Consider the following 18,933-nt stretch of genomic DNA (forward strand, 5'->3'; position numbering starts at 1 on the left):
TCTCTTTTTTTTATCATACCAACAATAATTTAGAAATTACATCATCGCCAATTTCTTCATTCATCATTTTTACAATCTTATCTTTACCATAACTTAATTCTTCACGCAAAACAGAAGACGTTAACTGAATAACCAATGTTTTATTTTGCAGCTTAACAGAAGTGGTATGATTGGCAACACCAGGTCCCATCATTTTATTCCAAGTTTCTTCTATTTTAATTTTTTGCATTCCTTTACTCAAGTTGTTTTCCTTGATAAAACTTTTCATTAAATCTTCAATAGAAAAGGAATCATTTTCTCTTTTTGCCATTATATAATAGATTATTGGATTTTTTGAAACTTTAAAACTAATATTACAATTTAAAAATCTGATATTCTTTACTCCCTTGCTTTAATATATTCTCTGTTCTTTCAAAATGCGTATCTGTAATAAATATCTGTCCGAATTCATCGTTATTTACCAAATCTATAATTTGAGACACTCTGTTTTCATCTAATTTATCAAAAATATCATCTAACAATAAAATAGGAGTTACTTTAGACTGCTGCTTAATAAACTCAAACTGAGCCAATTTTAAAGCGATTAAATATGATTTTTGCTGTCCTTGAGAACCAAATTTTTTAATAGGATAATCGCCAATATCAAAACTTAAATCATCTTTATGTATGCCTGAAGTTGTATACTGTATAATTTTATCTTTTGTTAATGACTTTTCTAATAGATGTTTCATAGAAAAATCATGCAACTGACTTTTATACAATAAATTAACACGTTCTTTATCACCAGAAATTATTTGATATTTCTCATTAAAAATCGGAATAAAACCTTCTAAAAAACTTTTTCTAACTTCGTAAATACGCGCTCCAAACTCAGAAAGTTGGTCGTCATAGACACTTAAATTTAAAGCATCAAAAGTTCTATTTGCTGCAAAATATTTTAACAATGCGTTTCTTTGACTCAGCACCTTATTATAAGACAATAAATCTTTTAAGTAAGTTTTGTTTTGTTGAGAAATTACGCCATCTATAAACTTTCTTCTTGTATCACTCCCTTCGGTAACCAAATCTCTATCTGCAGGAGAAATAATAACCAATGGTAACTGCCCAATGTGCTCAGAAAACTTCTCGTAACTTTTACCATTTCGTTTTAAAACCTTTTTTTGACCTTTTTTTAAGCTACAAACAATTTTCTCATTTCTATCGTTTAAAAGATAGTCTCCTTCTATCATAAAAAAACCTTCTCCATGTCTAATATTCTGCAAAGCGACAGAATTAAAGTAACTTTTTGTAAAAGACAGGTAATAAATAGCATCTAGAACATTCGTTTTTCCAATACCATTATTACCCACAAAACAATTTATTTTCTTCTGAAAATCAAAAGTTTGCGACTCAATATTTTTAAAATTAAGTAAAGAAATTTTCTGTAAATACATGGATAAATTTTGATATTGAAAACGTTTTGCAAATTATTGAAAATTTAGCGAATTATCCGCTTTTAAAATCCAATTAAAAAAACTATTTTTGTCGCCACTAATTTTTAAGGAAACAATGGCTACATACAAGAAAAAATACAAGGCAGAAAGTAAACAAGTAGAAAATCAAATTGATGAATCTGAATTTGAAACAGCTGGAGTATTAAATACTTTAGACGAAACAGCGTCTAAATCTGAGCAATGGATTGAGAAAAACAACAAACCATTATTTTTATCTTTAATAGCAGTAGTAGTATTGTTTTTAGCTTACATGGGTTATACTAAATATGTAGTGGAGCCAAACGAAACAAAAGCTTCTAACGAGTTAGCTTTTCCTAGAAAATATTTTAACGAAGCGTCAATTGCAGGTTCTGGAGTAGATTCTTTATTAACTTTAGGATTAGAAGGTGCAGATGGTAATTATGGTTTCTTAGACATTGCAGATTCTTTTAGCGGAACGGATGCAGGAAACTTAGCAAACTATTATGCAGGTGTTTCTTATTTACAAATGAAGAAATACGACAAAGCAATTGAGCACTTAAGTAAATTTGATTCTGATGATGAGTTATTAGGTCCAGTTTCTATTGGTGCTATTGGTGATGCTTTTGCAGACATTAACCAATCTGAAGATGCTTTAAGTTACTATGAAAAAGCTGCAAACAAAAAAAGTAATGATTTTACAACTCCATTATACTTATTTAAAGCAGGTCAAATTGCTATGGAATTAAAAGATTTTGGTAAAGCAGAAACATTATTTACAAAAATTAAAGAAAACTATTCTAAATCTGACCAAGGTAGAGATATAGAAAAATATATAGCAGCAGCTAAATACGCTAACTAAAATAGTTCGCAGTAAAACAGTACAGTTGGCAGTAAATAACTAACTAAAAGCTGATAACTGCAGACTGAACACTAAAAATATGGCTACAACCAATTTATCAGTTTACGATAAAACAACAATCCCAAATGCGAAATCTTTTCGATTTGGGATTGTTGTTTCAGAATGGAATCCTGAAATTACAGGGAATTTACAAAAAGGTGCAATTGAAACTTTATTAGATTGCGGTGCAACTAAAGAAAACATTATTTCTTGGGATGTTCCTGGAAGTTTTGAATTAGTTTATGGTTGCAAGAAAATGATTGCAATGCAACAACTTGATGCAATTATTGCCATTGGAAACGTAATACAAGGAGAAACTAAACATTTCGATTTTGTTTGTGAAGGCGTTACCCAAGGTATTGTAGATTTAAATGTAAAATACGATGTTCCTGTTATATTTTGTGTTTTAACAGATAACACAAAACAGCAATCTTTAGACAGATCTGGAGGTAAATTAGGTAACAAAGGAACAGAATGTGCTGTTGCAGCAATTAAAATGGCTGCACTTAAAAATATTGATGCTACTTCAGAAAGTATTGGTTACTAATAATAACCATTTCCCTACAAGGTTTCTCTAACCTTGTAGGTATTCTTTTATTTTCCCTAAAGTTCTCTCTACACAGTTTTTAAAAAGTTTGCAAGAAAAATTAAGAACTCTTTTAACATCTTTGTTTGAAGAATTCCTTTTAATTCTGTAAATTTGAAACACTTATAAAGTTGGTATAATCCTTGATTTATTCTAGAATTTATAAACCAATAATACTAAAACTATGGGATTTTTAAAACGTACTAATAAAAAATTTGATTACCAACCTCGTTTTTACAAAGGAGAAGGTAGCCCTTTTAAAATAGAACACAAATTAGATCAGTTTAGAACAACCACTGGTAAAAATAAAGGAATTAAAGGTAAATTTAGTGATGCTTTTGATGATTTAAAAAATTCAGACAGAAGCGTAAACAAAACACTTTTTTATATTATCGCAATTTTAGTACTTATCTTTTTGTACATCATAGATTTCGATTTATCCATTTTTCAATAAAAATTAATGTCGGATATTATTCAATTATTACCAGATCATGTTGCTAACCAAATTGCTGCAGGAGAAGTCGTTCAACGCCCTGCTTCTGTTGTAAAAGAGTTGCTAGAAAACGCCATTGATGCTGGTTCAAACAATATAAAACTTTTATTAAAAGACGCTGGAAAAACGTTAATTCAAGTAATTGATAACGGAAAAGGAATGAGCACCACAGACGCTAGAATGAGTTTTGAGCGTCATGCAACTTCTAAAATCCAAAAGGCAGAAGATTTATTTAACCTGAACACCAAAGGTTTTAGAGGAGAAGCTTTAGCATCTATTGCTGCCATTGCACATGTAGAATTAAAAACAAAACAAGACGACGAAGAGCTAGGTACTTGCATAAAAATTGAAGGAAGTAAAATTGTATCACAAGATTTTATTTCTACTAGTAAAGGAACCAGTATTGCTGTAAAAAACTTGTTTTACAATATTCCGGCAAGAAGAAATTTTTTAAAATCGGATACTGTAGAAACGCGTCATATTATAGATGAATTTCAAAGAGTAGCTTTAGCGCATCCAAATATTGCTTTTTTAATGCATCATAATGATAATGAAGTTTATCATTTAAAAAGCAGTAATTTAAGAAAACGAATTGTGAGTGTTTTTGGCACTAAAATGAATGAAAAGTTAGTTCCTATAAACGAATATACTGATATAGTAGGTATAGAAGGTTTTGTTGCGAAACCAGAATTTTCTAAAAGAAAAAGAGGAGAACAATTCTTTTTTGTAAACGATCGTTTTATAAAAAGTTCATACTTAAATCATGCAGTGGTAAATGCTTTTGATGGTTTGTTGGAACAGGGATCACATCCCTCCTATTTTTTATACCTAACAGTACCTGCAAATACTATTGACATTAACATTCATCCAACTAAAACAGAGATAAAGTTTGATAATGAAAAAGCATTGTATGCCATGTTAAGAGCTACTGTAAAACACAGTTTAGGCCAATACAATGTAGCGCCTGTTTTAGATTTTAATAGAGATGCAAATTTAGATACGCCGTATCATTTTAATTCAAAACCAAAATCTACATCTACACCAAAAATATCCGTAGATCCAGATTTTAATCCATTTAAGGAAGAAGCAAATAAAGAAATTCATACGCCGTTTAAAAGCGAACCAAAAACAGAAAGTTGGGAATCTCTATATACTCCTACTATTGCAGATACAGAAGAAGAGATACAATCGGAATTATTTGACAATCAACAAGAAATAAAAACACAAAAAACATTTCAAATTCAGCGAAAATATTTACTGAGTTCTATAAAATCTGGTGTAGTTTTAATCAATCAATCTTTAGCGCATCAACGTATTTTATATGAAGACTTCTTAGAAAGTATTACTGTAAAAGAAGCTAACAGTCAGCAATTATTGTTTCCCGTTAAAATTTCTTACACATCGGCAGAAATAGAAATGATTTATACTATAAAAACTGAATTAGAAAATGCTGGTTTTTCTTTTGATGAATTTACAAAAGACAGTGTTACTATAAAAGGAATACCTGTTTCGGTTACAGAGAGTAAAATAACAATTATCTTAGAAGAGTTATTAAGTGATATCGATTTAGAAGTACCAGATGCTAGTTTTAGTCATTTTGATGTAATGGCAAAATCATTTTCAAAAACATTGTCTATTAAAACAGGTACACAACTTTCTGAACGAGAACAAGAAGGATTGGTAAATGATTTATTTTCTTGTAAGGAACCGACCATTTCTCCTTTTGGAAAACCAATTTTTAAAACATTAACATTAAACGAAATAGACAATCTATTTAACAGTTAAAAATGAACACGAAACTTACAGATGCCATAAAACATATAATTATTATAAATGTAATTTTATTTGTGGCTCCGCAACTTTTAAAATTAGATTTTACAAATATCTTGGCTTTACATTTTCCTGAAAATGAACATTTCGGAATTTGGCAGTACGTAACACACATGTTTATGCACGGTGGTTTTAGTCATATATTGTTTAATATGTACGGTTTATGGGCTTTTGGTACTCCCTTGGAACAAATATGGGGAAAAAAGAAATTTATCTTTTTCTATTTTTCCGCAGGAATTGGAGCCGGAGTAATTTACACATTAGTCAATTATTATCAATTTAACGGCATCTATGAACTTTTTATAAATGCAGGTTTAAATAATTCTGAAGTTTTATCTATATTAAAATCTGGTAGCACCAATGATGCTCGTATTATAGGTGCCATTACGCAAGATCAATTTAATCAAATAACCTCTTTATACAATACTCCTGCAGTTGGAGCCTCTGGAGCTGTATATGGTGTTTTAGTAGCTTTTGGTCTTTATTTTAAAGATGCAAAATTAGCATTGATATTTTTCCCTGTTCCTATTGCTGCAAAGTACTTTATACCGGTAATGATTTTGGGAGATTTATTCTTTGGAATGACTAAATACTCTATTGGAAACATAGCTCATTTTGCACACGTTGGAGGGGCTTTAATAGGTTTTATAATTGCTTGGTATTGGAAAAAGAATGAATTTAAAACATATTAATGAGTTTTATAGACGACATAAAAAACCGCTATAAAAGCGGAAATATTGTAGAAAAATTAATCTACATAAACCTTGCTATCTTTGTATTCACCTTGTTAACATCTGTTTTTCAAGATTTATATAAAGGTGAAATTAATTGGGTAGTTTCATGGTTTTCTTTGGATGATAATTTTACATCATTACTGACCAAACCTTGGACTATTATTACTTATGGTTTTTTACATGCCGACTTTCTACACATTCTTTTAAATCTAATAACTCTATACTTTGTAGGAAACTTATTCATCGAATATTTTACACAAAAACAACTATTAACCTTCTACCTATTAGGTACTTTTTTTGGTGGTGCATTGTTTATTTTAAGCCATAACTACTTTCCTTTGTTTCAAGGTCAATCTTCTATATTAGTAGGAGCTTCTGCAGGAATTTCAGCCATATTTATAGGAATTACCACATATATACCCAACTATCAATTAAAAATACGTTTTATTGGTTTTGTTAAACTATGGTACTTGGGCGCTATTTGGGTAGGTTTAGATATATTAGCACTCTCTGGAGGAAATGCTGGCGGCCATTTTGCACATTTAGGAGGTGCATTATTTGGTTTTTTGTATGTTCAAAAAGCAGCCAATAAAGAAATACAAATTTTCGATAAAATAGCAGTCCTATTTTCAACAAAAAAGAAACCTTTAAAAACAGTTTACAAATCACCTAAAAAAACAGTAAAAACTACTAAAGATACTTCTTTAAATCAACAACAAATAGATGCTATTTTAGATAAAATTAGCAAATCTGGTTATGACACTTTAACGAAAGAAGAAAAAGAGTTTTTATTTAAACAAGGAAGATAGTAGTATGAAAAATTTGTCCCCCCTAGATAAGATTTTATATTTTATAAACTCAATATTAGCAACCCTACTATTGCTCTCTTATGTACTACATTTTATATCTCCTGCAACCATACCCTTTGTAGCAATTATAAGTCTATTTGTACCGTTTTTAATGATAATAAATCTACTTTTTGCCATTTACTGGTTAATTAGATTGAAAAAACAATTATTACTATCCGTTACAGTTTTTATTATTGGAATCTTTTTTTCCTATCCTTTTTATAAAATTTCAGGTAACAACTCTTCTTTAAATAATGATTTAAAAGTGATGAGTTATAATGTAAAAAGCTTCGATCTTTTTCATAAAAAGAAAGACTCTATTATGCAAGATGGATACGAATTTATAGCCGCAAAAGATCCGGATGTTATTAGCATACAAGAGTATTATAAATCTAATAAAAACAAATTCTCATTTCCATACAAATACGTAAAACTTCGTCCGAATAGTACTAAATACGGAATGGCTATTTACTCTAAACATAAGATTATTAATGCAGGGTCTTTAGATTTAAAAAGTACTGGTAATAATATTATTTTTGCAGATATATTAAAGAAAAATGACACCATCAGAATTTATAATATCCATTTAGAATCTTTAAGAATAAAACCAAATGAAGAGAATTTTGGCGAAGAAAATTCAGAAAAATTAATAGAAAGGGTTTCTAATTCCTTTAAAGAACAAGCAGAACAAACCGTTCAGTTTTTAGCACATGAGCAACAATGGAAAGGAAAAAAAATTGTTTGTGGAGATTTTAATAATACAAGCTACTCTTGGGTATATAACAAAATAGCAAAAGATAAAAAAGATACTTATATCGAGTCTGGTAAAGGTTTTGGTAAAACCTATGATTACTGGTTTCCTATGAGAATCGATTTCATTTTAACCGACAATGACGCCATTAGCAACAAGTTTACAACCTATTCAGAAAAATACTCAGACCATTTTGCTATTATGGCAAAAATTAACTGGTAAAATTTTCTATATTCATACTATAAAATTAAATTTTCTAATTCAATGAAACATTTTGATGTAGCGATTATTGGAAGCGGACCTTCTGGAGCTTCAACCGCTTTTTATTTAGGTAAACAAGGTATCTCTACCGTTATCATAGAAAAAGAAACTTTACCACGTTATAAAACGTGTGGTGGCGGTTTTGTTAATAGAGGAAGAAAAGACATGCCTTTTGAGATTAACGAAGTTATTGAAAGTGAATTCTTTGCTGTTGATAGCTATTTTAATGACGGTAAAATTTATTACCAATCTTCTAAAGAAAAACCAATCATAACTATGATTATGAGAGATGCTTTTGATAATTTAATTGTAGAAAAAGCAAAAGAATTTGGTGTTACTTTATTAGAAAACAATACATTAAAAGGTATTAATTTTAAAGATAACAAATCTGTATTACAAACCTCTCAAGGAGAAATTACTGCAAATTTTATAATTGCTGCAGACGGTGTTTTAAGTCAGACAGCAAAAATGGCTGGTTGGAAAGAAGACACTAGAAAACTAATACCAGCTTTAGAATATGAAGTAGAAGTTTCTGAGGAAGATTTTAAACGATTATCTACAAATGTACGTTTTGATATTGACGCAGTTCCTTATGGATACGCATGGAGTTTTCCAAAGAAAAATCATTTATCTTTAGGTGTTTTAACCACTAAGAAAGGTAAAATCAATTTAAAAGAGTATTACAGAAAATACTTAAAAACGCTAGGTATTAAAGAAGTTATAAAAGAAGATGCTCACGGTTTTAAAATCCCCATTGCTCCAAGAACAGATGGTTTTGTTAAAAATAATGTTTTTTTAATTGGAGATGCTGCTGGTTTTGCAGAACCAATAACTGCAGAAGGAATATCGAACGCTATTTTAAGCGGAAAATATGTGGCAGAAGCACTTATTGAAAGTAAATTAGAGAAAGCTTTAGCTGAAAAACTGTACATAGAAAAATTAAATATTAAGATATTACCAGAATTAAACTCTGGTACCACTTTATCTAAATTCTTTTATAATAACAATCCAGTTAGAAATTATATACTAAAAAAATACGGACAGCATTTTAGCGATTTAATGGTAGACATTTTACATGGAGACAAACCGTTTCCAACAAACGTCTCTGAAAAATTAAAAGCTAAAATTAAAGAGAAGTTATTTTAAACAAAACGATGCACTAAACCCTGCATAGTAATGCGAGGTATATGCATCTTTAATTATAAATACAATTCGTATTTTGTTTCTGCCATACCTTCATCATTTATAAAAGTATTTTTTATTTGAAAACAATTTGCTTCTAAAATTTTAGAAGAACCTATATTTTCATCTACTACATATGCAATAATTTTATCCATTTTAAGTTTCTTACAATAAGAAATTAATCCACCACAAACCTCAAAACCAAACCCTTGATTCCAAAATTCTTCTAAAAAGCGATATCCAATTTCATCGTCTAGATTGTTTTTAACTAAGGCCACTGTTCCTATAAATTGATTGTCCGTTTTCCTGATAATAGCGTAAACCCAAAAGTCATTTTTAGGGATATTATATTTTAAAATTAAAGCTTTTAACTCAATTTCATTTTCAATATAGCTCTTTGGGTTTCCTATAGCATATTTTAAAACATTTGTATTACTTTCTAGTTTATGAAATGCATCTAAATCTTCTACATTTAGTCTCCTAATAATTAACCTTTCCGTTTCAAAAATCATCAATAATATCGTACTTTTGCGCTTCTAAACTGTTTTATACAGTATTTGTAAATATACAATTTTGAACTTTAAGAAATAAATCCTTTTTTAAAGTTTTGTTTTTTGTTAAACAACCTTATTAGAATGAATGCAGATAAAAAAGTTGCCTTTTACACTTTAGGATGCAAATTAAATTTTTCAGAAACGTCTACTATTGCTCGTAATTTTGTGAGTGAAGGTTTTAATCGTGTCGATTTTGAAGAAAAAGCAGACGTGTATGTTATAAATACCTGTTCTGTTACAGATAATGCTGATAAACGCTTTAAAACCATTGTAAAAAATGCTTTAAAGAAAAATGATGACGCTTTTTTAATAGCAGTTGGTTGCTATGCGCAATTAAAACCAGAAGAATTAGCTGCTGTAGATGGTGTAGACTTAGTTTTAGGAGCTACAGAAAAGTTTAATGTTACCAGTTATATAAACGATTTAACTAAAAATAATGTTGGTGAAGTTCACTCTTGTGAAATTTCTGATGCAGATTTTTACGTAGGTTCTTATTCTATTGGAGATAGAACACGTGCGTTTTTAAAAGTACAAGATGGTTGCGATTATAAATGTACCTATTGTACAATACCGCTAGCACGTGGAATTTCTAGAAGCGATACTTTAGAAAATGTAATAGAAAACGCCAAAGAAATATCATCAAAAGGAATTAAAGAAATTGTTTTAACAGGTGTTAATATTGGTGATTACGGTAAAGGTGAATTTGGTAACAAAAAGCACGAACATACATTCTTAGAACTTGTAAAAGAATTAGATAAAGTAGAGGGAATACACCGTTTAAGAATTTCGTCTATAGAACCTAATTTACTAAGAGATGAAACGATTGAGTTTGTATCTAAATCGGACTCTTTTGTACCTCATTTTCATATTCCTTTGCAATCTGGTAGCGATGCGCTACTTAAGAAAATGAAGCGTAGGTATTTAACCAATACATATACAAACAGAGTAACAAGAATTAAAGAAGTAATGCCTAACGCTTGTATTGGTGTAGACGTTATAGTTGGTTTTCCTGGTGAAACAGATGAACTGTTTTTAGAAACGTACAACTATTTAAACGAGATGGATATTTCTTACTTACATGTTTTTACCTACTCTGAAAGACCTAATACAGAAGCAGTACATCTAGAAGGCGTCGTACCTAAAAAAGTACGTGCAAAACGCAGTAAAATGTTACGTGGTTTATCCGCTAAAAAAAGACGTGCTTTTTATGAAAGTCAGTTAGGAAATACGCTAACCGTTTTATTTGAAAATGAAAATAAAGAGGGGTATATAAACGGTTTTACAGAAAATTACGTTAAAGTTAAAACACCTTGGAACCCAGAATTAGTAAATACGTTACATACTATCACACTTACTGAAATTGATGAAGATGGTCTGGTTAGGTTTAATTTTGAAAACAATAGCGTTACAATTTAAAATGTAATTGCTACATTAAAATAAATAGATATGAAAAAGATTCCAATATACTTGGTACCTGGTTTAGCAGCTGGACCAGAAATTTTTGAAAACTTAGAATTATCAAAAGATAAATATGACGTTCATTATTTAGAGTGGATAACCCCCATAGCACAAGAAGAGTCTATTGCTAATTATGCAATGAGAATGAGCGAAGAAGTAAAAGAAGAAAACCCTGTTTTAGTAGGTGTTTCTTTTGGCGGAATTATGGTACAAGAAATGAGTAAATATCTAGATGTTAAAAAAATTATTATTATATCTAGTGTAAAACACCAAAAAGAATTGCCAAAGAGATTTGAATTTGTGAAATTTACAAAAGCTTACAAATTCTTTCCTACAAAAGTTGTTTCAAATTTTGAAGATTATGCGCAATATTTTTTAGGAAAATCGTTAAAGAAGAGAGCAGATATATATAAAAAGTATCTTTCTGTTAGAAGCGAATTGTATTTAAACTGGTCTATTGGCACCATTATTAGATGGGTACAAACAGAAAAAGACCAAAACATTACTCATATTCACGGCACAAGTGATCATGTATTTCCTATAAAAAACATAAAAAAATGTATACAAATAGAAGGTGGTAGCCATATTATGATTATCACTAAAGCCAAAAAATTAACTAAAATTATTAACGATACTTTAACTAGTTAAAATACAGGTCATCCTTATTTTTAAATCACAAAAACATTGCAATCTCATGAATAAATCACTCCGTTTTCTTTCACTACTTAGCATTTTAATAATTGCTTTTTTATTTTATAATGGCATAAATAAAAATGAAACAGACCCGCAAACAAGTACGCATGCAACCTATAAAATAAAAGCGTTAAAACTACCTAATAATTTAAATCTTGCAGGTGAAAGGGTTCCTTTAGAAATTCCTGATGTTAAAGAAAGAATGGAAAGAGAACTGTTAGTTAATACCTATTGGCAATCTAATGGATTATTATTGATAAAGAGAGCTAATAAGTACTTTCCTATTTTAGAACCATTGCTTAAAAAATATGGTTTACCAGACGATTTTAAATTTTTAGCCTTGGCAGAAAGTGCTTTTATAGACGAAACGTCTAACGTAGGTGCAGCAGGTATGTGGCATTTTATGAAGGCAACAGGTAAAGAATACGGATTAGAGATTAATAGCAATGTAGACGAGCGTTACGATATTGAAAAATCGACAAAAGTAGCTGCTGAGTATTTAAAAAAATCTCAAAAACGTTTTAATTCTTGGACTTTAGCTGCCGCTGCATATAATGCAGGAAACTATGGCGTTAGTAAAAGATTAGATGAGCAAGAAGTAACTAATTATTACGATGCTAAATTGCCAGATGAAACCGAAAGATATGTATTAAGAATTATTGCTTTAAAAGAAGTAATAAGCAATCCCAAAAAATATGGTTTTGTCTTTGAAAATGAAGACTTATATACCTTAGCAAAAACAAGAACTATAAAAGTTGATACAGCAATATCTAACATTACACATTTTGCCAAAAAATTCGGAATGAATTATAAAGAGTTTAAAATTCATAACCCTTGGTTAAGAGAAAATAAACTAAACAATAAAAGTAGAAAGGTATACGAGATTAAAATACCTATTAACTAAAATAGTTATTATTCAATAATATTTTTAATTCTACCTACCAACCCAGATTCTAACTGAACTTTAATACCATACGGATGGTTTTGAGATTTAGTTAGAATTTTTGCTATAACACCTTCTGTTAATTCTCCACTTCGTTGATGTGGTTTCTGTACAATTTCTACAAATAAGCCAATCTTAACATTTTTTCTTTGTCTTCCGTCTATCATAAATACAGTTTTAAAATACTAAAATAAAAAAAGCCTATCAATATTGATAGGCTTTTAGATAAAAAATTAACTAGTAATAAATATATATTATAATACTCTTACGTTTACTGCGTTTAATCCTTTTTTTCCATCTTGTAAGTCGAATTCAACTTCATCGTTTTCACGAATTTCATCGATTAATCCTGATACATGTACAAAATGTTCTTTGTTTGATCCTTCTTCAGTGATAAATCCAAATCCTTTAGATTCATTGAAAAATTTTACGATTCCTTTATTCATAATAAAAATTATTTGTTGTCAATTTAATTACTAACAACATTTATATAATAACAAATGTAATGCCAAAATTTGAATAACAGAGTAATTTTTTATGATAGTTTATTTATTCTGAATTATTACAGCATAAAAAAAGCCTATCAATAAATTGATAGGCTTTTAGTTAAAAAATTAACTAGTAATAAATATATATTATAATACTCTTACGTTTACTGCGTTTAATCCTTTTTTTCCATCTTGTAAGTCGAATTCAACCTCATCGTTTTCACGAATTTCATCGATTAATCCTGAAACATGTACAAAATGTTCTTTGTTTGATCCTTCTTCAGTGATAAATCCAAATCCTTTAGATTCATTGAAAAATTTTACGGTACCTTTATTCATAATAAAAAAATATTGTGTTGTTAAATTAATTCCTAACAACGTTTATTGAATTGCAAATGTAATGCCAAAAATTAACAATCCTATCAAAATAATTAAGTTATTTTCAAAAAAACAACACTAATCACTAATTACCAGAGATTTAACCACATTAAATTCATCAATAATCTCTCTTAGAACGTCTTTTACTGGTTTTATTTCATGAATTAAACCAGCAATTTGACCAATTTCTAACTCACCTTCATCTAAATCTCCCTCAAACATTCCTTTTTTAGATCTTGCTCTACCTAATAATTCTATTAAATTTTCTTTAGTTGGGTTCTGTTTATATAATTCTTGTACATCATTATAAAATTTATTTTTCACCAAACGAACTGGTGCTAATTCTTTTAACGTTAACTGTGTGTCTCCGTCTTTAACGGTAACAATGGTATTTTTAAAATTAATATGAGCAGAAGATTCTAACGTTGCAGCAAACCTACTTCCTATCTGTACACCATCTGCACCTAAAACCATAGCCGCCAACATCCCTCTTCCGGTTCCTATTCCACCAGCCGCAATTACAGGTATTTTAACTTGCTCTTTTACCATAGGTATTAAAGTAAAAGTAGTTGTTTCTTCCCTCCCATTATGTCCGCCTGCCTCAAAACCTTCACAAACAACAGCATCTACACCTGCCACTTCTGCTTTTAAAGCAAACTTAACAGAACTTACAACATGTACAACCGTAACTCCTTTCTCCTTTAAAAAGGACGTCCAAGTTTTTGGATTTCCTGCAGAAGTAAAAACAATCTTTACGCCTTCTTCTACAATAATATCCATTATTTTTTCAATATCTGGATACAGCATTGGTACATTTACACCAAAAGGCTTTGAAGTTGCTTTTTTACATTTAATAATGTGTTCTCTTAAAACATCTGGATACATAGAACCTGCACCAATTAAACCTAAACCACCTGCATTAGAAACTGCTGAAGCTAATTTCCATCCAGAAACCCAAATCATGCCTCCTTGTACAATCGGGTATTTTATATTGAAAAGAGTTGTTATTTTATTAGTCATTATTGTTTTATAATTTTAATATTTTTTTGCTGATTTCCTTTTAATATTTTCAACAAATAAATACCTGTATTCAAAAACGAAATATCAATATTTTTGGAAGTTACTGCTGCTTTTTCAAATACTTTTTCACCTAAAATGGTATAAATTTGAATTGACAGATCCTCAAAATTATCAGTAGAAATAGTAAAACGATCTTGAACAGGGTTTGGAGAAATCTTTAAATTGATAACTTCACCTTTTAATAAAGATAAACTAGCAATATAACTATTCAATGCTATTTCAAAGTTAGGAATTCCATAACCATGCTGGTCCGTAGGGTTATTAAATTTATCCGCAGATTCGTAAATAGCAGTTTTTAAATAATCATTATAATTTTCACCAGATTTTTTTAAGGATGATTTTAAAAGAAATCCTTCATTCTGATTTAAACAAGCAATTAGACCTGCCATTATGGGTGATGAAAAAGACGTTCCGCTAGATAAAGTTGTGATTTCTCCAGAATTATAATCTATCAACGCTGGGTTTTGACCTTTACCTAGTATTTCTGGTTTTATTCTTCCGTCGGATGTTGGTCCGAAAGAACTAAAACTTGCAATATTTCCTGAAGAATTTACCGCTCCAACCGAAATCACAGAAGGGGCGTCTGCCGGTGCTCCCATATATTTCCAAGAATTAGTTCCGTCATTACCAACCGCATTTACCAAAAGCAAACCACGTGAAGCACCAATTTCTGCTCCTCTAGAAATAAAAGTGGTTTTACCATCCATATCTGCGTAGGTGTGGTTGTGATTAGGATTGTCATACGTAGTATAGCCTAAAGAGGTGTTAATTACGTCTACACCCAAACTATCTGCTAGTTCTGCTGCTTCTACCCATAAAGTCTCTTCTAAAACAGTTTCCGTTTCTGAAATTTCTGATATAAATAAATAAAATTTTGCATCTGGAGCCGTACCAACATATTCATCTTTAATATACGCAGCAATTGAAGACAAAACATGCGTTCCATGGCTACTTCTTGTATAATAGTTATCATTTCTATCAGCAAAATTATAGCCTCCTAAAATTTGATTGTTATCTCTTATTCTGCTAAAAGTATCTAAGGTATTTACATTAGGAAACCCTGCATCTATAATTGCTATTATTTGTCCTTCGCCAGTTAATTCTTGTTGATGCAAATAATCTCCCTTTAACATTTTAATTTGATTATCGGTTGCACCATAATTAAAATCAGTAAGGTTTTCATTCAACTTATTATAATGATTTGGAGTTATTGTTTTTCCTTTTGATTTACCATTTAGATTCAAAGATTTATTAGCAAATTCTACAGATGCTATAAAACTATATTTAGAAATTAAAGTATTAATATCTGTAACCTCTCCTTGAACATGAACAGCGTTTAACCATTTAGATTTACCTAAAACAGTAACTGTTTCATCATTATTAAGTTGATTATAATACGCTTCATCAACAGGAACATCTTTAGAATCTAAAGGAATATTGAGTCTAGATCTTCTATCTAACGCTCTTTGAGTAAGCATCGAAATAGGGTTTTCTAAAAAACTAGTTTCTTGAGGTTTATCTTTAATAAAAAGCCAAGCATCTTCTTGTGCATCAACTTTTAAAAAAATCATTAGACATAAAAAAAGTAGTAATTTCTTCATACTCCGAAATTACTACTTTTTTATGATTTTTATAAATATTTTAAGAGATAACTCCAGAGCCTAATAACTCTTCCTCTTTATACCAAGCTACAAATTGACCTTCTTGTATGGCAGATTGTTTGTTCTCGAATGCTACGTACAAGCCAGATTCTACTTTGTGCAAAATAGCACTTTCTAAAGGTTGTCTGTATCTAATTCTTGCATCGACCTGCATAGTTTCTCCAACTTTTAAAGTTAAATCTTCACGAATCCAATGCATTTCTTCATTAGAAACAAACAATACGTTTCTGTACAATCCTGGGTGATTTTTACCTTCTCCTGTGTAAATTACATTTTCTACAACATCGGTTTCTATCACATACAAACCTTCTTTTGTACCACCAACATTTAAACCTTTACGTTGTCCTTTTGTAAAATAATGTGCTCCTTGATGCTTACCAACCACTTTACCATCTTCTTTTTTGTATGTAAATTTGGTAGCGTAATATTTTAATTCTTCTTCTTTATTTTCAAAAGTAGGGGCCTGTTTTGTGTATTGCTCAAAATCGGTTGGAATCGTTACAATTACCCCTTCTTTAGGTTGTAATTTTTGTTGTAAAAACTCAGGTAAACGTACCTTACCAATAAAACATAAACCTTGCGAATCTTTCTTTTCTGCAGTAATTAAATCTGCTTCTTTAGCTATTTCCCTAACTTCTGGTTTTGTTAATTCACCAATAGGAAACAATGCTTTTGTTAATTGTTCTTGAGATAATTGACATAAAAAATAAGACTGATCTTTATTATTATCCTTACCAGCCAATAATTTATAAACTGGTTTTCCGTCTATAATTTCTTCACCTTTTCTACAATAATGACCTGTAGCCACATAATCTGCACCCAATTTTAAAGCGATGTCCATAAAAACGTCAAACTTAATTTCTCGGTTACAAAGTACATCTGGGTTTGGTGTTCTACCCTTAGAATATTCATCGAACATATAATCTACAATACGTTCTTTATATTGCGCACTTAAATCTACTACCTGAAAAGGAATCCCTAATTTTTCTGCAACAATCATTGCATCATTAGAATCTTCTAACCAAGGACATTCATTAGAAATAGTGACAGAATCATCGTGCCAATTTTTCATAAATAGCCCAATTACATCATACCCTTGTTCCTTTAATAAATGTGCAGTAACACTACTATCTACACCACCAGAAAGACCAACAACTACTCGTTTCATTTTTAATTTTTGAGGATGCAAAGGTACACATTAGAAATGGTTTTAACAGATTGAAAGAATTGATAAAGCCATTGTTTTGTTTTATATAACAAGTTCTTTTTAACAATACACGGAACAAACCGAGGATTAATCTTCTTTTTTACGAGAAAACGTGTTTTTCTTTCTAATTTCTTTTTCTGAAGCCACTTCTCCATCCATATAATACTCCCAATTACCTACTCTTAATCCGTTTTTATAATTTCCAATTTCTTTTAAAACACCGTCTAATTCAAAATATTTTGCTAAGCCATTTAAAGCACCGTTTTCATACGTAACCTCTTCAATTAAAACTCCTTTATTAGAATATTTACTAACAATACCGTTTAACAATCCGTTTTTGTAAGTAGCAAATTCTGTAACTTGACCATCTTGATAATAAATTATTTGTGATCCATGTAATTTTCCATTTTTATAATTTTCTTCCGACATAATTATACCATCAGGATAAAAATATTTCCAATTACCTACTCGTTTTCTGCCTTTTAGAACACCTTCTGTTTCTATTTTTCCTTTTAGAGTAAAAAATTGAACATATAGAGAATCTGAGTTTTCGTAGAATTTTTTAATAATCACAGGATGTCTCGAACTTGTAATGTCGTAGAACTTAAAAACACCTATCTCTTTTCCGTTTCTAAATTGACCAACATAGCGTATTCGTTTATTAGAATAATACTTTTTCCAAACTCCTACCCTTTGGTTATTAGCATTTACTTGATTAATTTTTTGTCCATTAAAATCTTCACTTGTAAAAAAACAAGCGAAAAACAGTAAAATAAAAAACAGTCTTTTTATCTTTATCATTAAATATAATTTTAAAACAAAGATACATTAATCGTGTCAAAATCAAATTTACTTTTCGTAACCGAACAACTCCACAACATGGAAAACCCTAAAAGGGAAAACAGACAAAGAGTTGCCAATATTATTATAGAAACTCCACAACTATTTAAAGAACTGGTTACTATTACTTTTGATACCGAAAATAAAGTATCTATAAAGTCTGCTTGGATTTTAGAATGGATGTGCACACATCATCATTTGGAGTGGATTTTAACTCATTTAGATGAATTCACTCTAAAAATTAAAACCTTAAAATTTGATAGTGCCATTAGACCATGTGCTAAAATTTGTGAACATTTAGCGACTGCTTATTATTCTAAAACAGAAAACATTGTACAAAAAAAACTGACAAAAAACCATATAAACAGTATCGTCGAAACAGGTTTCGATTGGTTAATTACACCACAAAAAATTGCAGTAAGAGCTTATACAATGACTACTTTATACTATTTCGGATTAGAAAAAGAGTGGATTCATCCTGAATTAAAACACTTAATTCAAACTAAAATTATACATGAAAGTAAGGGGTGTAAAGCTCGTGGAAGATTCATTTTAGAATTGATAGAAAAACATAGAAAATCTACTTTATAAATC

Annotated in this window: 22 protein-coding genes; 12 read left to right on the forward strand and 10 right to left on the reverse strand. The window is 29.8% G+C overall.

What is annotated here, in order from left to right; translation table 11 throughout:
- Positions 1-13 precede the first annotated feature (13 nt).
- The gene (locus tag H0I29_RS17030) at positions 14-310 is read right to left on the reverse strand and encodes a DUF721 domain-containing protein (RefSeq protein ID WP_165733384.1); all 297 of its coding nucleotides are present in this window, start codon (positions 308-310) and stop codon (positions 14-16) included.
- Positions 311-353: 43 nt separating this feature from the next.
- On the reverse strand, positions 354-1,433 hold the full coding sequence (locus tag H0I29_RS17035) for a DNA replication/repair protein RecF (protein WP_218753584.1): 1,080 nt from the start codon (positions 1,431-1,433) through the stop codon (positions 354-356).
- A gap of 88 nt (positions 1,434-1,521) precedes the next feature.
- Between H0I29_RS17035 and H0I29_RS17040 the strand changes: the two genes are divergently transcribed.
- The 8 genes from H0I29_RS17040 (at position 1,522) to H0I29_RS17075 (ending at position 9,001) form a co-directional block, all read left to right on the forward strand.
- Positions 1,522-2,313 (forward strand): tol-pal system YbgF family protein, encoded by a 792-nt coding sequence (locus H0I29_RS17040; protein ID WP_254712656.1) that lies wholly within the window; start codon positions 1,522-1,524, stop codon positions 2,311-2,313.
- Between the two features lie 79 nt (positions 2,314-2,392).
- Positions 2,393-2,899 carry a 6,7-dimethyl-8-ribityllumazine synthase gene (gene ribH, locus H0I29_RS17045; protein ID WP_218753586.1) on the forward strand — a complete coding sequence of 169 codons (507 nt, stop codon included), beginning with the start codon at positions 2,393-2,395 and terminating at the stop codon, positions 2,897-2,899.
- Positions 2,900-3,122: 223 nt separating this feature from the next.
- Complete coding sequence (locus H0I29_RS17050; RefSeq protein WP_165733387.1) at positions 3,123-3,392, forward strand: riboflavin synthase subunit beta; 270 nt, start codon at positions 3,123-3,125, stop codon at positions 3,390-3,392.
- Between the two features lie 6 nt (positions 3,393-3,398).
- Entirely contained in the window at positions 3,399-5,216 is a 1,818-nt protein-coding gene (gene mutL, locus H0I29_RS17055) for a DNA mismatch repair endonuclease MutL (RefSeq protein WP_218730718.1), read from the forward strand.
- A gap of 2 nt (positions 5,217-5,218) precedes the next feature.
- Complete coding sequence (locus H0I29_RS17060; protein WP_165733389.1) at positions 5,219-5,953, forward strand: rhomboid family intramembrane serine protease; 735 nt, start codon at positions 5,219-5,221, stop codon at positions 5,951-5,953.
- Positions 5,953-6,804, forward strand: a complete 852-nt coding sequence (locus H0I29_RS17065; protein ID WP_218753588.1) for a rhomboid family intramembrane serine protease — start codon at positions 5,953-5,955, stop codon at positions 6,802-6,804. Before H0I29_RS17060 ends, H0I29_RS17065 begins: the two co-directional genes overlap by 1 nt.
- Positions 6,805-6,955: 151 nt before the next feature.
- The gene (locus H0I29_RS17070; protein WP_254712657.1) at positions 6,956-7,816 is read left to right on the forward strand and encodes an endonuclease/exonuclease/phosphatase family protein; all 861 of its coding nucleotides are present in this window, start codon (positions 6,956-6,958) and stop codon (positions 7,814-7,816) included.
- A gap of 42 nt (positions 7,817-7,858) precedes the next feature.
- Positions 7,859-9,001, forward strand: a complete 1,143-nt coding sequence (locus tag H0I29_RS17075; protein WP_218753592.1) for a geranylgeranyl reductase family protein — start codon at positions 7,859-7,861, stop codon at positions 8,999-9,001.
- Between the two features lie 53 nt (positions 9,002-9,054).
- Here H0I29_RS17075 and H0I29_RS17080 read toward each other — a convergent pair whose 3' ends face one another.
- Positions 9,055-9,549 carry a GNAT family N-acetyltransferase gene (locus H0I29_RS17080; protein ID WP_218753594.1) on the reverse strand — a complete coding sequence of 165 codons (495 nt, stop codon included), beginning with the start codon at positions 9,547-9,549 and terminating at the stop codon, positions 9,055-9,057.
- A gap of 123 nt (positions 9,550-9,672) precedes the next feature.
- Here H0I29_RS17080 and mtaB point away from each other — a divergent pair, with 123 nt between their 5' ends.
- Genes mtaB through H0I29_RS17095 form a run of 3 tightly spaced genes read left to right on the forward strand, consistent with a single transcriptional unit; the run spans position 9,673 to position 12,646 of the window.
- On the forward strand, positions 9,673-11,007 hold the full coding sequence (mtaB, locus tag H0I29_RS17085) for a tRNA (N(6)-L-threonylcarbamoyladenosine(37)-C(2))-methylthiotransferase MtaB (RefSeq protein ID WP_218730723.1): 1,335 nt from the start codon (positions 9,673-9,675) through the stop codon (positions 11,005-11,007).
- 30 nt (positions 11,008-11,037) lie between these two features.
- Positions 11,038-11,697 carry an alpha/beta hydrolase gene (locus H0I29_RS17090; protein ID WP_218753596.1) on the forward strand — a complete coding sequence of 220 codons (660 nt, stop codon included), beginning with the start codon at positions 11,038-11,040 and terminating at the stop codon, positions 11,695-11,697.
- A gap of 46 nt (positions 11,698-11,743) precedes the next feature.
- Positions 11,744-12,646: a lytic transglycosylase domain-containing protein gene (locus tag H0I29_RS17095; RefSeq protein ID WP_218753598.1), complete on the forward strand. Its 903-nt coding sequence runs from the start codon at positions 11,744-11,746 to the stop codon at positions 12,644-12,646.
- A gap of 8 nt (positions 12,647-12,654) precedes the next feature.
- On the opposite strand, the gene H0I29_RS17100 is transcribed toward H0I29_RS17095, so the two are convergent.
- The 7 genes from H0I29_RS17100 to H0I29_RS17130 all read right to left on the reverse strand — a co-directional run bounded on the left by H0I29_RS17100 (position 12,655) and on the right by H0I29_RS17130 (position 18,300).
- Positions 12,655-12,852 carry a YwbE family protein gene (locus tag H0I29_RS17100; protein WP_284041439.1) on the reverse strand — a complete coding sequence of 66 codons (198 nt, stop codon included), beginning with the start codon at positions 12,850-12,852 and terminating at the stop codon, positions 12,655-12,657.
- A gap of 87 nt (positions 12,853-12,939) precedes the next feature.
- Entirely contained in the window at positions 12,940-13,131 is a 192-nt protein-coding gene (locus H0I29_RS17105) for a cold-shock protein (protein WP_218730726.1), read from the reverse strand.
- 189 nt (positions 13,132-13,320) lie between these two features.
- Entirely contained in the window at positions 13,321-13,512 is a 192-nt protein-coding gene (locus H0I29_RS17110) for a cold-shock protein (protein ID WP_018943662.1), read from the reverse strand.
- Positions 13,513-13,629: 117 nt separating this feature from the next.
- Entirely contained in the window at positions 13,630-14,571 is a 942-nt protein-coding gene (locus H0I29_RS17115; RefSeq protein WP_218753600.1) for a nitronate monooxygenase family protein, read from the reverse strand.
- On the reverse strand, positions 14,571-16,232 hold the full coding sequence (locus H0I29_RS17120) for a S8 family serine peptidase (protein WP_218753602.1): 1,662 nt from the start codon (positions 16,230-16,232) through the stop codon (positions 14,571-14,573). Before H0I29_RS17120 ends, H0I29_RS17115 begins: the two co-directional genes overlap by 1 nt.
- Positions 16,233-16,272: 40 nt before the next feature.
- On the reverse strand, positions 16,273-17,460 hold the full coding sequence (gene mnmA / locus H0I29_RS17125) for a tRNA 2-thiouridine(34) synthase MnmA (protein WP_218753604.1): 1,188 nt from the start codon (positions 17,458-17,460) through the stop codon (positions 16,273-16,275).
- Positions 17,461-17,586: 126 nt separating this feature from the next.
- Positions 17,587-18,300: a toxin-antitoxin system YwqK family antitoxin gene (locus H0I29_RS17130; RefSeq protein ID WP_218753606.1), complete on the reverse strand. Its 714-nt coding sequence runs from the start codon at positions 18,298-18,300 to the stop codon at positions 17,587-17,589.
- Positions 18,301-18,378: 78 nt separating this feature from the next.
- On the opposite strand from H0I29_RS17130, the gene H0I29_RS17135 reads away from it, so the two are divergent.
- Complete coding sequence (locus H0I29_RS17135; RefSeq protein WP_218753607.1) at positions 18,379-18,930, forward strand: adenylosuccinate lyase; 552 nt, start codon at positions 18,379-18,381, stop codon at positions 18,928-18,930.
- The last annotated feature ends 3 nt before the right edge of the window (positions 18,931-18,933 follow it).

Source organism: Polaribacter sp. R2A056_3_33 (assembly GCF_019278485.1).
GTDB lineage: Bacteria > Bacteroidota > Bacteroidia > Flavobacteriales > Flavobacteriaceae > Polaribacter.

Bases quoted from the DNA above. Each gene is read 5' to 3' on its own strand.
- H0I29_RS17030 (WP_165733384.1), bottom strand. From the start codon at position 310: ATGGCAAAAAGAGAAAATGATTCCTTTTCTATTGAAGATTTAATGAAA.
- H0I29_RS17035 (WP_218753584.1), bottom strand. From the start codon at position 1,433: ATGTATTTACAGAAAATTTCTTTACTTAATTTTAAAAATATTGAGTCG.
- ribH (WP_218753586.1), top strand. From the start codon at position 2,393: ATGGCTACAACCAATTTATCAGTTTACGATAAAACAACAATCCCAAAT.
- H0I29_RS17050 (WP_165733387.1), top strand. From the start codon at position 3,123: ATGGGATTTTTAAAACGTACTAATAAAAAATTTGATTACCAACCTCGT.
- mutL (WP_218730718.1), top strand. From the start codon at position 3,399: ATGTCGGATATTATTCAATTATTACCAGATCATGTTGCTAACCAAATT.
- H0I29_RS17060 (WP_165733389.1), top strand. From the start codon at position 5,219: ATGAACACGAAACTTACAGATGCCATAAAACATATAATTATTATAAAT.
- H0I29_RS17065 (WP_218753588.1), top strand. From the start codon at position 5,953: ATGAGTTTTATAGACGACATAAAAAACCGCTATAAAAGCGGAAATATT.
- H0I29_RS17070 (WP_254712657.1), top strand. From the start codon at position 6,956: ATGATAATAAATCTACTTTTTGCCATTTACTGGTTAATTAGATTGAAA.
- H0I29_RS17075 (WP_218753592.1), top strand. From the start codon at position 7,859: ATGAAACATTTTGATGTAGCGATTATTGGAAGCGGACCTTCTGGAGCT.
- H0I29_RS17080 (WP_218753594.1), bottom strand. From the start codon at position 9,549: ATGATTTTTGAAACGGAAAGGTTAATTATTAGGAGACTAAATGTAGAA.
- mtaB (WP_218730723.1), top strand. From the start codon at position 9,673: ATGAATGCAGATAAAAAAGTTGCCTTTTACACTTTAGGATGCAAATTA.
- H0I29_RS17090 (WP_218753596.1), top strand. From the start codon at position 11,038: ATGAAAAAGATTCCAATATACTTGGTACCTGGTTTAGCAGCTGGACCA.
- H0I29_RS17095 (WP_218753598.1), top strand. From the start codon at position 11,744: ATGAATAAATCACTCCGTTTTCTTTCACTACTTAGCATTTTAATAATT.
- H0I29_RS17100 (WP_284041439.1), bottom strand. From the start codon at position 12,852: ATGATAGACGGAAGACAAAGAAAAAATGTTAAGATTGGCTTATTTGTA.
- H0I29_RS17105 (WP_218730726.1), bottom strand. From the start codon at position 13,131: ATGAATAAAGGAATCGTAAAATTTTTCAATGAATCTAAAGGATTTGGA.
- H0I29_RS17110 (WP_018943662.1), bottom strand. From the start codon at position 13,512: ATGAATAAAGGTACCGTAAAATTTTTCAATGAATCTAAAGGATTTGGA.
- H0I29_RS17115 (WP_218753600.1), bottom strand. From the start codon at position 14,571: ATGACTAATAAAATAACAACTCTTTTCAATATAAAATACCCGATTGTA.
- H0I29_RS17120 (WP_218753602.1), bottom strand. From the start codon at position 16,232: ATGAAGAAATTACTACTTTTTTTATGTCTAATGATTTTTTTAAAAGTT.
- mnmA (WP_218753604.1), bottom strand. From the start codon at position 17,460: ATGAAACGAGTAGTTGTTGGTCTTTCTGGTGGTGTAGATAGTAGTGTT.
- H0I29_RS17130 (WP_218753606.1), bottom strand. From the start codon at position 18,300: ATGATAAAGATAAAAAGACTGTTTTTTATTTTACTGTTTTTCGCTTGT.
- H0I29_RS17135 (WP_218753607.1), top strand. From the start codon at position 18,379: ATGGAAAACCCTAAAAGGGAAAACAGACAAAGAGTTGCCAATATTATT.